9 protein-coding genes are annotated in these 13,265 nt (G+C 68.5%); 6 read left to right on the forward strand and 3 right to left on the reverse strand.

Annotated elements, in window-relative coordinates:
* Positions 1-148: 148 nt before the first annotated feature.
* The 5 genes from pgi to ACQ0O7_RS40575 all read left to right on the forward strand — a co-directional run bounded on the left by pgi (position 149) and on the right by ACQ0O7_RS40575 (position 6,306).
* The gene (gene pgi, locus ACQ0O7_RS40555) at positions 149-1,780 is read left to right on the forward strand and encodes a glucose-6-phosphate isomerase (protein WP_430790956.1); all 1,632 of its coding nucleotides are present in this window, start codon (positions 149-151) and stop codon (positions 1,778-1,780) included.
* Between the two features lie 63 nt (positions 1,781-1,843).
* Positions 1,844-2,881, forward strand: a complete 1,038-nt coding sequence (locus ACQ0O7_RS40560; protein WP_430790972.1) for a winged helix DNA-binding domain-containing protein — start codon at positions 1,844-1,846, stop codon at positions 2,879-2,881.
* 32 nt (positions 2,882-2,913) lie between these two features.
* Positions 2,914-4,200 (forward strand): carbohydrate-binding protein, encoded by a 1,287-nt coding sequence (locus tag ACQ0O7_RS40565; protein WP_430790958.1) that lies wholly within the window; start codon positions 2,914-2,916, stop codon positions 4,198-4,200.
* A gap of 262 nt (positions 4,201-4,462) precedes the next feature.
* Positions 4,463-4,942, forward strand: a complete 480-nt coding sequence (locus ACQ0O7_RS40570) for a hypothetical protein (protein ID WP_430790960.1) — start codon at positions 4,463-4,465, stop codon at positions 4,940-4,942.
* A 116-nt stretch (positions 4,943-5,058) separates the two neighbouring features.
* The gene (locus ACQ0O7_RS40575) at positions 5,059-6,306 is read left to right on the forward strand and encodes a GAF domain-containing protein (protein ID WP_430790974.1); all 1,248 of its coding nucleotides are present in this window, start codon (positions 5,059-5,061) and stop codon (positions 6,304-6,306) included.
* A gap of 90 nt (positions 6,307-6,396) precedes the next feature.
* Here the strand turns inward: ACQ0O7_RS40575 and ACQ0O7_RS40580 are convergent, their stop codons facing one another.
* Positions 6,397-7,548, reverse strand: coding sequence for an acyltransferase family protein (locus tag ACQ0O7_RS40580; RefSeq protein WP_430790962.1), 1,152 nt, complete (start codon positions 7,546-7,548; stop codon positions 6,397-6,399).
* 26 nt (positions 7,549-7,574) lie between these two features.
* Between ACQ0O7_RS40580 and ACQ0O7_RS40585 the strand changes: the two genes are divergently transcribed.
* Positions 7,575-8,609 carry an alpha/beta hydrolase gene (locus tag ACQ0O7_RS40585; RefSeq protein WP_430790964.1) on the forward strand — a complete coding sequence of 345 codons (1,035 nt, stop codon included), beginning with the start codon at positions 7,575-7,577 and terminating at the stop codon, positions 8,607-8,609.
* Here ACQ0O7_RS40585 and ACQ0O7_RS40590 read toward each other — a convergent pair.
* Together ACQ0O7_RS40590 and ACQ0O7_RS40595 are read right to left on the reverse strand one after the other, a co-directional pair.
* On the reverse strand, positions 8,590-9,363 hold the full coding sequence (locus ACQ0O7_RS40590) for a hypothetical protein (RefSeq protein ID WP_430790966.1): 774 nt from the start codon (positions 9,361-9,363) through the stop codon (positions 8,590-8,592). The two genes, ACQ0O7_RS40585 and ACQ0O7_RS40590, sit on opposite strands and share 20 nt — an antisense overlap.
* Positions 9,342-12,827, reverse strand: a complete 3,486-nt coding sequence (locus ACQ0O7_RS40595) for an ATP-binding cassette domain-containing protein (RefSeq protein WP_430790968.1) — start codon at positions 12,825-12,827, stop codon at positions 9,342-9,344. The genes ACQ0O7_RS40590 and ACQ0O7_RS40595 overlap by 22 nt, the downstream gene beginning before the upstream one ends.
* Between the last annotated feature and the right edge of the window lie 438 nt (positions 12,828-13,265).

Below are 13,265 nucleotides of genomic sequence, written 5' to 3' on the forward strand. Positions count from 1 at the left end.
ACTGGAGTGAGAAGAAGGACACCGGGGACGTACCGGCGTGATCAGGGGACTAACCTCGCGGACAGGACACGTCCGAGCGGCCGGTTCGCGGGTGCCGGGCACCGGATCGTGCCACGATTTACGCGTCGTCCAGGTTCGGAGTGGAGTTATGAGCGATCACGTTTCCGACAGCGCCGAGTGGCAGACACTTCAGGGGCTCGCCGAGAAGTTCTCCGCGGTGCACCTGCGCGACCTGTTCGGCAGTGACCCGCAGCGGGGCGAGCGGTATGCCGCCGAGGTCGCCGGGCTGTATGTCGACTACAGCAAGAACCTGCTCACCGACGAGGTGCTGAGCGCCCTGTTCGCGCTGGCGCAGCGGGCGAAGCTGAGCGAGAAGATCACCGCGATGTTCGCCGGTGAGCACATCAACATCACCGAGGACCGCGCCGTCCTGCACACCGCCCTGCGCCTGCCGCGCGACGCCGCACTCGTGGTCGACGGGCAGGATGTGGTCGCCGACGTGCACGAGGTGCTCGACAAGATGGGCGCGTTCGCCGGCAAGGTCCGCTCCGGGGAGTGGAAGGGCCACACCGGCGAGCACATCAAGACGATCGTCAACATCGGCATCGGCGGCTCCGACCTGGGCCCGGTGATGGCGTACGAGGCGCTGAAGGACTTCACCCAGCGCGACATCGAGTGCCGGTTCGTGTCGAACATCGACCCCACCGACCTGTTCGAGAAGACCCACGACCTGGACCCGGCCACCACCCTGTTCATCGTGGTGTCCAAGACGTTCACCACCCAGGAGACGCTGACCAACGCCAAGGAGGCGCGCTCCTGGCTGCTGGAGGGCCTCGGCGGGGACGCGTCGGCGGTCGCCAAGCACTTCGTCGCGGTCAGCACCAACGCGGCGAAGGTCGCCGACTTCGGCATCGACACGGCCAACATGTTCGGCTTCTGGGACTGGGTGGGCGGCCGCTACTCGCTGCCGTCCGCGGTCGGCCTGTCCGTGATGATCGCGATCGGCAAGGACCGGTTCGCCGAGATGCTGGCCGGCTACCACGCCGTCGACGAGCACTTCCGCAGCACCCCGATCGAGCGCAACGTGCCAGCCCTGCTCGGCCTGATCAACGTCTGGTACGACACGTTCCTCGGCGCCCAGTCGCACGCCGTCCTGCCGTACGCGCAGTACCTGCACCGGTTCGCCGCCTACCTCCAGCAGCTCACCATGGAGAGCAACGGCAAGTCGGTGCGGCTGAACGGCGAGCCGGTCACCTACCAGACCGGTGAGGTGTTCTGGGGCGAGCCCGGCACCAACGGCCAGCACGCCTTCTACCAGCTGATCCACCAGGGCACCAAGCTGATCCCGGCGGACTTCATCGGCTTCAGCGTGCCGAACCACGACATCGGCGAGATGCACGACCTGTTCATGTCGAACTTCCTGGCCCAGACCGGTGCGCTCGCCTTCGGCCGCACGCTGGAGCAGGTCGAGGCGGAGGGCACCGACCCGAAGGTCGCGCCGCACCGGGTGATGCAGGGCAACCACCCGACCACCACGATCCTCGCCGAGAGCCTCACCCCGGCCACGTTCGGGCAGCTGGTCGCGCTGTACGAGCACATCACGTTCACCCAGGGCGTGATCTGGGAGATCAACTCGTTCGACCAGTGGGGGGTGGAGCTGGGCAAGGTGATGGCCAACCAGCTCGCGCCGAAACTGACCTCGCGGGAGAGCCCGGCCGACGACGCCGACTCGTCGACGAACCTGCTGATCAAGCGGTACCGGGCGCAGCGCGGCCGGTGAAAAACGTCGTACCCCTTCTCTAAGCTCAGGGCCGTGGACTTCGATACGGCCCTGAGCTTGCGGATGACCAGCCTGCTCCTCGGCGATCGCGGCGGCGCGCGTGAGCGACCCGACGTCGCGAGCGTCGTGGAGTGGTTCGGCGCGATGCAGGCGCAGGACCTCAACAGCGTGCTGTGGTCGCTCGGCGCCCGCCTGCCCGGCAGCACCCTGGCCGAGGTGGTGGCGGCCACCGAGCGGCGCGATGTGGTGCGCACCTGGCCGATGCGCGGCACCGTGCACCTGATCCCGTCCGCCGACGCGCACTGGATGCTGGAGCTGACCGGGGTGCGGGCCCTGGCCGGCGCGGCGAAACGGCGCGAGACCCTGGGCCTGAGCGAGAGCGACGCGGACCGGGCCGCCGACGTCCTCGGCACGGCACTGGCCGGCGGCGGGCGGCTGACCCGGTCGGAGTGTGTGGCCGCGATCAGCGCGGGCGGCGTCCCGGTCACCGGGCAGCTGGGCTACCACCTTCTGTGGTACGCGAGTCAGCGCGGCATCACCGCGATCGCCCCGAACCGGGGTGCCGAGCAGACGTTCGTGCTGCTCGACGAGTGGGCCGAGCAGCGCAACACCCCGTCCCGCGACGAGGCCCTGGCGATCCTGGCGTTCCGTTACTTCCGCTCACACGGCCCGACCACGGTGAAAGACTTCGCCGGCTGGACCGGCCTGACCGTCACCGACTGCCGCAGAGCGCTGGCCGCCGCCGGGCTCACACAGTTCGGCGACGACATGTGGGCCGATCCGGAGGTGCTGGACGCCCCGCCGGTGTCGGGCTGGCGCGCGCTGCCAGGCTTCGACGAATACATGCTGGGTTTCAAGGACCGGTCGATGATGGCCACACCGGAGCAGGTGGCCGCGATCATCCCGGGCGGCAACGGCGTCTTCCAGTCCACTCTGGTCCGCGACGGCCGGGTGATGGCCACCTGGAAACGGACGGTGGGGAAGAAGGCGGTGTCGGTGACCGTACACCCGCTGGCTGATTTTGATCTTGACGAGGCGGTCCCGGCGCTGGAGCCGTTCGCCGCCTTCCTGGGTCTCCCGTTAATAGTTAAGAAGCCTTGATAATTAAAGATGTGAACGCCACTATGTGAGGCATGCGACTTCGACGTTCGTTGATGGCGCTCGCCGCTGGTGTGCTGGTGGCGAGCGGTGCCGTGCTGGCGTTCCAGCCGAGTGGGGCGGCGGCCGTGGTCTGCTCCCCGACCACCTGGGCCGAAGGTGCCGCCTACACCGCCGGTCAGCAGGTCACCTATCAGTCCACTCTCTATCAGGCGCTGGTCACGCATACCGCCTACGTCGGCACCGGCTGGAACCCGGCGGCCACCCCGACACTGTGGAGTTCCCGGGGCGCCTGCACCGGCGGAAGCGGCAGCCCATCACCGAGTGCGAGTTCCAGCGCCAGCCCGAGTGTGAGCCCGTCCAGCCCCACCGGTTGCGGCGTCAAGGGCCGGCCGGCCGGCAAGGTCCTCCAGGGCTACTGGGAGAACTGGGACGGCGCGTCCAACGGCGTACACCCGGGGATGGGCTGGATTCCGATCAACGACAGCCGGATCACCCAGCACGGGTACAACGTGCTGATGGCGGCCTTCCCCGTGATCCGCTCGGACGGCACCGTGCTGTGGGAGAACGGCATGGACTCCGGGGTCAAGGTGCCGACCGTGGCCGAGATCTGCGCGGCCAAGGCGCAGGGCGCGACCATCCTGATGTCGATCGGGGGCGCGACCGCCGGCATCGACCTGAGTTCCAGCGCGGTGGCCGACCGTTTCGTGGCCACCATCGTGCCGATCCTGAAGGCGTACCACTTCGACGGCATCGACATCGACATCGAGACTGGCCTGACCGGCAGCGGCAGCATCACCACCCTGTCCACGTCGCAGGCCAACCTGATCCGGATCATCGACGGGGTGCTGGCGGCGATGCCGTCGAACTTCGGCCTGACGATGGCGCCGGAGACGGCGTACGTGACCGGTGGTTCGGTGGTCTACGGCTCGATCTGGGGCTCCTATCTGCCGATCATCAAGAAGTACCTGGACAGCGGCCGGCTGTGGTGGTTGAACATGCAGTACTACAACGGGAGTATGTACGGCTGCTCGGGTGACGCCTACGGCGCCGGGACCGTGCAGGGATTCACCGCACAGACCCGCTGCCTGGCCGACGGGCTCACCATTCAGGGCACCACGATCCGGATTCCGTACGACAAACAGGTCCCGGGTCTGCCCGCCCAGCCCGGTGCCGGCGGGGGATACCTGACGCCGAGTCTGGTGACGCAGGCGTACAACAGTGTCCCGGGCATCAAAGGCCTGATGACGTGGTCCATCAACTGGGACGGTTCGCGCGGATGGACCTTCGGTGACAACGTGAAGGCACTGCAGGGCCGCTAGCGAGGGTGCCGGTCTGCGGCTCGATTCGAGCCGCAGACACCGGCACGCGAACGGAGGTCCTGACGTCGTGCCCGGCGGCATCGAACCCGGTGAAATCCGGGATGGGCGAGCTGCGGAAGTGGCCACAGTGGAGCAGTGGTCACATGATGCGCAATCACCGCCGCTTCGCGTGGACACGGGGTCATGAGCACGGCAAACTCCGTCTGGACAGTCACCACGATGGATCAGTCGGCAGTTTCCCGTGATGCCGGAGGAACGAATCATGTCTTCCCGCCGTAAAGATCGACCATCCGGAAGAGGCAGATCCGAGTCGCCTGATGTGACGGGAAGCCCGCCCGGTGAACTGAAGCGCGCGGTGGAACCCCGCGTGGCCGACCAGCCGCCGGCGGGAAGCGATCAGAAAGAGATTTCGCCGGTGCCGGAGGAATCACCCGCGGAGGAGCCGAGCCGGGGATTTCGGTTCCATGTGATGAGCGATCTCAAAAGCTTGCGGTTCCGGCTCTGGATGTTCTTCGTCCTCTCGGTGCACGTTGCGATCGACTTCCTGTTCATCGTCGGATTCGCGTTATCCCAGCGATACACCGAGATCGTCCTGGATCTACTCGGCGAGCAACCCGGAATGACGGAGGTCAAACGTCAGATCATCGAGTACATGTTCGACGGGTCTACTCTTACGTTGCTGGCGGTATATACGGCACGCGACCTCTACTTGACCGCCGTGCGTATCTGGAGGCATCTGTGAAGATCATTGAGGATTCATCGCGCAGTCGCAATTCCGACAGATTCTTCGGCGATGCGCTACCTCTCGAACTCGGGCTCTCACGTGCCGCGAAGATCTATCTGGCCCGGTTGCTGACGGTGGTGGGCGCCGGTGCGGTGGTGCTGATCATCGGCTTTCTCGGTGCCTGGATGGGCATGGGCGAGGTGCTGACCGCCTGGACCGCGGTCCTGGTCGTGGTGGCGGGGTGGGCGGTCCGCCGGGACTTCGTGCAATCCCAGGGCCGGGCGGCCCGATGGCGGGCGCGGTTCCTCCTGCCGACGATGTTTCTCCTCTTCACCGCCACCGGCGTGGTGTCCGGTGCCTTCGCCGTGGCCAACGCGGGCGCCCGCAGCGGCATGCTCGTCGGGGTGTGCCTGGTCGCCATGGTTTGCACGTTCCTGTTGGGCAAGCTGACTCTCATCCGGGCCGAGGTGGCCGCGGAGAAGTCGTTCGAGCAGGAGCTTCGGGGTGTGGCGCTGACCCGGACCGCCCAGCCGCTGATCACCGCGCTCGGGGACATCGTGGCTGCTGAGACCGAGAGCGAGCGGGAGAAGGCCACCGACGTCCTCGTCCGTCTCACGGTCAGCGTGGCCAAAGCGGTCTGCGGCCAGAACCTGAGCCGGGTGGTGAATACCAGAGCGATCTTCTATCAACTCGAATCCGATTCCGTCGCCACTCGCCGGGCGTATGACGGCACCTACGAAGGTGTTCAGCCCCGATGGGACTTCGATGCCCGGAGATCCCTGAACGACAAGCGGGTGCTGGAATTGGCTAAAGGGGACCGGGTCCTGGTGGTGAACGACATCGACGCTTCTCCGCCGGCCCACTTCGCCGACTATCAGGGTCGGCCGTACAAGTCGTACGTCGCGGTTCCGGTCCGTGCCGGTGATACGGCTTTCGGTGTTCTCGCCATCGATTCCGATACACCTAACAGTCTGACTGACGTCGATGTCGGATATGCGATCCTGGTCGCCGGAATCCTCGGCGCGGGCCTGGCCGCAGCGGATTCCCCGGTCGGTGGGACGGCCGGGACCCGCCCGGCGCACAGCCTGGTCGGGGAGATCGCCCGCAGCCTGGAGGTCGTCTTCGCCCAGGATCTACCGGGCACAGCGGTGTCGTTCAGCCTCAATCCCAGCTCGGACCGGGACGTTCTCGAAGCTCTGCACGGAGAGCACGGGGATCAGTTCGACGCCCTGGAGAAGTACTGGAACGAACTGCAGGAACTCGCGGAACGAAGAGCTGAACGAGGCCTGCGCCGGATGAATCAGGTCTCGGCGCAGATGCTGCTGGGGGAGAGCACGGAGCCGGTCTACCGCGTACCAGGGCGAAGGCGGGTGTCGCGCTGAGAGCCGGCCGTCGGCGTGATACGCCAGGGCCTCCAGGCGGTAGGCGCCCTGCTCCCGCTGGAAGATCGGGCGCTGTCATCCACGACGACCTCACCGTCGACTTCCCGCCAGGTCGGGCTGGTTTCCGGCATGGGCCGACCATAGACGCTGGCCGGGCACCTCGATCCACCGGTGGGTGGCCCACGAGACACTCAGGACCACGGCCAGGTAGCCGGTGGCCAGCAGCGGATCGGGGATCGGTGACCGCAACACCGGGCGGGCCAGTTCGATCACCACGTAGTGGATCAGATAGACCGAATAGCTGAGCACCCCGATCCGGGCCAGCCACGCCGGGACCCGCCGGTGCCGCAGCAGCATGCCCAGGGCGAACCCGCCACCGATGACCAGCAGGGTCAGCACCGAGCGGGTGATGTAGCGCGGGGTCAGTGCGTCCAGGTCGGCCAGCTCCACCAGCCAGACCACCAGCAGCGACGACGCCACCACGCCGATCACCAGGCCGGCCCGCCACCACGGGATCCGGCCGTGGTCGGCGCGGTGGACGACGGTGCCGGTGAACATCACCGCCACGATCAGCAGGCCGTCCCGGGCGTGTGCCGGATCCATGTTGAACACCAGCAGCCCCATCGTGCCGGCGCCCAGCACCAGACCGCCGGTGATCTCCGCCCACCGGCGCCGGGACAGCAGCCCGGCCAGTCCCGCCACCAGGATCACCGCCGACACCAGAGAGACATCACCCCAGTTGAGGGGTACGAGCGGAGTGGTCAGCATGCCGGCGAGCGCGAGCAGGACGGCGGGAATCGAGGCGCTGGTCACCCGTACCGCGAAAAGGCTCGTCACCAGAAGGTAGAAAGCCATCTCGAAGGAGAGCGTCCAGAAGACCGCGGTGATCAACGGCACACCGGTGAGGAACGGCAGCATGGTGGCGTGGCCCACCAGCGTCGACGCGTCGACCGGCGCCCCGGTGACGATCAGGACCGCGATCACGGCCAGATAGAGCGGGAACAGCCGCCGGGCCCGGCTGCGCCAGAACGCTCGCAGATCGCCGTGCCGCTCCAGCGAAGCCGGAATGATGTAGCCGCTGACCAGGAAGAACAGCATCACCCCGGCGGTGCCCGCGTGCAGCCACTCACCGGTCACCGCCCGCAGACCGGTGAACACGAAACGGGTCAGATGGGCGTACACCACCAGGAGGACCGCGACGGCGCGCAGACCGTCGAGCCAAGCCAACCTGGGTGCGGACATCCGGAAAAGATAGTTGACTCGGCCTCATGTCGATATGGACCACCGAACTGACCGGCACCCTGCACCACGACACGATCGACTCGCTGGCGCTGCGCGGCAACCCCCTCGGCGACCCGCACGTCCGGCCGCTGTGGGTCTACACGCCGCCCGGCTACGAGCAGGGTGACCAGCGGTACCCGAGCATCTACGTGATCCAGGGGTACTCCGGCCAGGTCACCATGTGGGGCAACCGGCAGCCGTTCCGGCAGCCGTTCATTGAGACCGCCGACCAGGTCTTCGCATCCGGCCGGGCACCCGGGTGCATCATCGTGTACGTGGACGCGTGGACCGCGTACGGCGGCTCCCAGTTCGTCGACTCGCCCGGCACCGGCAACTATCACACGTACCTCTGCGACGAGGTCGTCCCCCACGTCGACCAGCACTACCGCACCATTCCCGACCGGGAGTCCCGGGCCATCACCGGCAAGTCGTCCGGCGGCTTCGGCGCGATGATCACCCCGATGCTGCGGCCGGACCTGTTCGCCGCCCTCGCCACCCACGCCGGGGACGCCCTCTACGAGTACTGCTATCTCAGCGAGTTCGGCAAGGCCGCCCGGGCTCTGCGCGCCTACGACCACGACATCCTGGCGTACTGGAAGGACTTCCAATCCCGGATCGCGTTCACCAAGGAGGAGGACATGCTCCTCGTCCTGGTGCTCGGCTGCACCGCCGCGTTCTCCGCCGACCCGGACGGCACCCCGCGCCTGCCGTTCGACCCGCGCTCCGGGCAGATCAAACCCGAACTGTGGGAGCGGTGGCTGCACTGGGACCCGATCCGGATGATCGACCGGTACGCCGACGAACTGCGCTCCCTCAACGCCGTCTGGATCGACGCAGGCACCAGCGACGAATGGTTCCTCGACCTCGGCGCCGAGGCGTTCAAGGACGGGCTGCTGCGCATCGGCGTACCGGCGGAGAAGATCGCCTTTGAATTGTTCCCCGGCAAACACGGTGGCATGGACCATCGTTATCCGCTCGCCGTGGCCTGGCTCGCCGACCGGCTCAAACGGGAACAAGACTGACGTTCGCCAGGCCGTGCTCGCGCAGCGCCCGCAGACAGCGGCGCAGTGCGGCACGGCCACCCACCGCGATCGGCGACCCGCCACTGAACCCGGCATGCATCGCCAGCAGCACCGCCCGGCGCGGCTCCACCCCCGGCAGCGCGTGCCACAGCGCGGTCACCGTCGAATCCAGGGTGTGCCGCCGGTCCGGGCCGAGCACGACAACCCCCTTGACCCCGGGATCCAGCTGGTACGGGCCCGGGTCGGCCGGCTCACCCTGGATCAGCGGCCACACCTCGTCCACCAGCGCGGGTACGTCGACATGCGCCCGGAAATCCATGCCCCGCGGCCGGGACGCCGGTTTCGCCGCCGCCTGATCGACACCGGTCAGGTGGTCGCGCTGCCGGGCCAGCTCGGCCGGCAACTCGGCCGCGTGGATCACGTTCGCGAACGGGCCCTCCGCGAACCGGGACCGGACCTCCCGCTTCACCCGCCGGGCAGCCTCGAACGCATCCGGGCCGCTGACCAGCAGCAACCCGGACGGTCCGGTGGTCAGATAGCGGTCCAGGAAACCCAGGGTCAGACCGTGACCGCTGTCGTCGTACTCCGCCCAGAGGGCTCGCACGTCGGCGGGCGAGAGGGTGAGATCGCGGCGGCCGGCCACCGTCAGCCCGGCCGCCGCGACCGTGCGGTCCACCTCGGCACCCAGCCCACGCCGCAGACAATCCGGCTTGAGCAGCAGGAAGGCGTCGTCTAACCGGCCAAGTGACCCCACCGGTCCGCCAGCTCCTCCCAGGTGCCCTGATCCTCAGCCCGGCCACCGATCAGCACCACCACGTGATCGGCCTGGGCCAGCGCCGCCCGCTTCGACGTCGAACCGACCACCGTCACCCCGTGCGAGCGTAGCGCCCGCCACAGCTCCAGCTCCGTCGTCACGTCCAGCGCGGACGAGACGTCGTCGGCGATCAGCAACTCGGTCCTCGGGGCCAGCGCCCGGGCCAGAGCCAGCCGCTGCAACTGGCCGCCGGACAGCCGGGTGCCCTTGTGCCCGATCAGCAGCTGCAGGCCACCACCGGCGGTGGCCAGGTCGTGCTCCAACTGGGCCACCGACACCGCGCCGGCCGCGTCCACCTCGTGCCCGAGCTGGATGTTGTCGGCCACCGTGCCGGACAGCACCCGCGGCAGCTGGGCGACATAGCCCACCTGGTTGGGCCGCAGGAAGTGCTCCGGCTCGTCGATCGGCTCACCGTTCCAGCGCAGCCCGCCGGTGTGGTGCACGATCCCGGCCAGCGCCCGCAACAGCGACGACTTGCCGGACCCGACCGGGCCCAGCACCAGCACCAGCTGCCCGCGCTCGACGGTCAGATCGACGTCGCGGACACCCAGGGCGCCGTTCTCGTGGACCGCGCTGAAACCGGACAACTCCAGCGTACGCAGCGGATTGCGGGGTGCGGTCGGTGGCGCGGGCGCCGTGCCGGCCACCAGGTCCACCCCGGGGATGTCCGCCGAATACTCCGAGGCGCCGGTCATCGCCGCCGTCCGCCGCGTCCACACCTTCGCCGACGGGAAGTGCGACACCAGCGACGCCGTCGTCCAGGCGAACCACCGCGCCGCACCCAGCACCGACACCGCGATCAGGGTGGCCGCCGCGGTCAGGTGCCCGTTCAGATACATCCACCAGGCCGCGATCGGCAGCAGACCGCTCACGATCGACGGCGTGGACCGGGCCCACACCTGGATCGCGATCTCCCGCCGCTGCAGCTCGCTGCGGGCCGCGTCCAGCGTGGCCAGATGTGCCAGCACCGGCTCGGTCGCGCCGGCCAGTTTCACCGTGCGCGCCGCCGACATCGACGACACCAGTGACGTGGCGAACGCGGCCCGCGCCGACACCGTCCGCCGGGCCGCCCGCTCCAGCCGTGGCCCGAACAGCGTCGCCGCCAGCCCCGACAGCAGCATCGTGCCGGCGAAGAACAGGCCCGGCACCAGCGACTGGGAGAACACCGTCATCGACACCATCGCGAAGATCGCCACCGAGTTGTCGATCAGGTTGTCGGCCAGCATCACCACCCGCTCGGTGTCACCACCCTGCGCCACCACCTCGGCCGGGGTGTGCTTGCTGACCCGGCGCGGGCCGATCTGGCCGTGCACCAGGCGCAGGCTGATCCGCAGCATCTGCCGCACCCACCACTCCGGGAACCACACCCCGGTGAAGTAGAGCGACGGGATCAGCGCCAGCAGCGCCACCGAGATGCCGATCGCCGGGTACAGCGGGTTGCCCACGCCGTCGACCACATCCGTCCACAGCAGCGGCAGGATCGCGCCGTCGAAACCGAACAGCACCAGCAGCAGGAAGAACCCGCACGCGGCCAGACCGTACCGCTTGTCGTTCATCGCCAGCCGCAGGATCTCCCGCATCGTCCGGGCCCGCGGTGGCTCCGGCAGCGGCGGTGGCTCCACCGTCGGCAACGGGTTCGACAACGCGTCCGGGCCCAGCTCGTCACGCATCGCCGCGTCCCAGTCGCCGCGCTCGGCCACCAGCACCCCGCCGGCGGCCGCCGGGGATGCCGGCACCGCCAGGTTGCTGCTCGCCATCAACTCGGCGAACCGGCGCGACTCCCGCAACGGCCCCGACTCCAGCACCGCGCCGTCGGCGAGCACCACCACCTCGTCACAGCGCTGCACCGACGACAGCCGGTGCGCCACGATCACACCGATCCGGCCCTCCAGCAGCCGGTCGGTGGCCCGCTGCACCCACGACTCGGTCACCGGGTCCATCCGGGCGGTCGCCTCGTCCAGAATCACCACCTGCGGATCCCGGACCAGGATCCGGGCGAACGCCACCAGCTGCTCCTGACCGGCCGACAACTTGTAGCCGCCGTCACCCAGCCGGGTGTCGATGCCGTCCGGCAGGCCCTCCACCCACGCGGCCAGGCCCAGCTCACGCACCGCGCCGCCGGCTTTCGGCAGCAACTCCGGATCGAACAGCGCGATGTTCTCCGCCAGGGTGCCGGCCAGGATCTCGGTACGCTGCGGGACGATCGCCGTCCACCGGCGCAGCCCCTCCACACCGATGTCGTTGATGTCGACATCACCCAGGAACACCGTGCCATCCGGTACGTCCACCGCCCGGGTCAGCACCTTCGCCAGCGTCGACTTGCCGGAACCGGTCCGGCCGATCAGCGCGTACGACCTGCCCCGCGCGAACGTGACACTCACCTCGCGCAACGCCGGCGGCCGGCCACTGTCCACCTCGCCGTAACGGAACGTCAGATTCCGCACCACCAGGTCACCGTCGGCCGGGGCAACCCCTTCAGACCTCTCTTGCGGTACGTCACTGAGCAGCAGCACACGGCCCCATGCCCCGAGAGCGTTCTGCAGCTCGGGGACCATCCGGGTCAGATGCTCCAGGGTGCCACCGAAACCGAGCGCCAGCAGCCACACCGCGGTCAGCCGGGCCCCGTCGATGTGACCCGCCATCAGCGCCCACGCGCCGAACACCACCAGGAACGCGATCAGCGAACGCGTGATCGCCCCCGCCGCCATGGTGATCCTCGACGACTTGCGCCACACCCGCCGCCCCCGGCGCAGCACCTCGGCGGCCCGCTCCGCGTACAGCTTCCGCACGTACGGCGCGGCGAGACTGGTGCGCACGTCGTCCTGCCCGTGGACGGCCTCCTCCATCACCGCCGCCAGATCCGACCAGGCCTCCTCCTCGGCGATCCGGATCGGGCCGATCCGCTGCACCGGCTTGTTCATCACCACGAACAGCAGCATCCCGACGGCGATCATCGCCAGCGCGGCCGGCCACCACACGAAGAACGTGGTGACGATCGACAGCGAGGCCAGCGCCACCGACTGCGCCAGCCGGATGCCACTGCCCCGCAACTCGGCACCCACCTGGTAGACGTCCGAGTCGATCCGGTCCAGCAGCTCACCGACCGGCGTGTTCTCCAGGGTGGGGATGTCCTGGCCGAACGCGACCCGGTTCAGCCGGCGGCGCACACGGGCCGCCCAGTCGGCGGTCAGCCCCGCGACGACCAGGCCGACCACCACATCACTGAGCACCGCGGCGACCAGAGCCACCGCGAGCACCACGAACAGCGGATACGACCGATTCACCAGCACCGGCCCGGCCAGAGCCAACGCCCCCGCCGACCCGGCCGCGCCGATGACGATCAGAAACGCGACGAGCGCGGAGCGACTTCGGCTTGTGGCCCACAGGTCGCGAAGGAGGCGCATGACAGAGTCCTTGCATGAAGTCGGGGAGCGAGGCGGTATCCCCATCCTGCTCGGCCCCCAGAGCCCGGCTCAACAGGTTTATTTCCGGCATTCCTCTCACTGGGGCACGCCCTTCCCCACCCCCGAAAGATCTCCGTCACACCCACCGACGCCCCCGTGGCTAAACCGGATCGAGCCTCAGCAGCCGGGCCGGGACAACTCCGTCATCCAGGGGCCTCGGCCTCCGCGAAGCGGGCAATCCGGGTATCCGGTTAATCACGGCGAGTACACGGACGCGGGAATGACCGGAGAACCGTGACACCCCACCCGGCCCGGGAGTCCGTGCCCGCGCACAACCGGCCACAGAGTCAGGGCCTTTGCAAGGTAGAGGTTTGACCGTTTCAAGCGATTCCGAGGAGTTGTAGGGATCGGTGCGGCTTTCTGCTGTTGTGGCGGAGA

Source organism: Actinoplanes sp. G11-F43 (assembly GCF_050589265.1).
GTDB lineage: Bacteria > Actinomycetota > Actinomycetes > Mycobacteriales > Micromonosporaceae > Actinoplanes.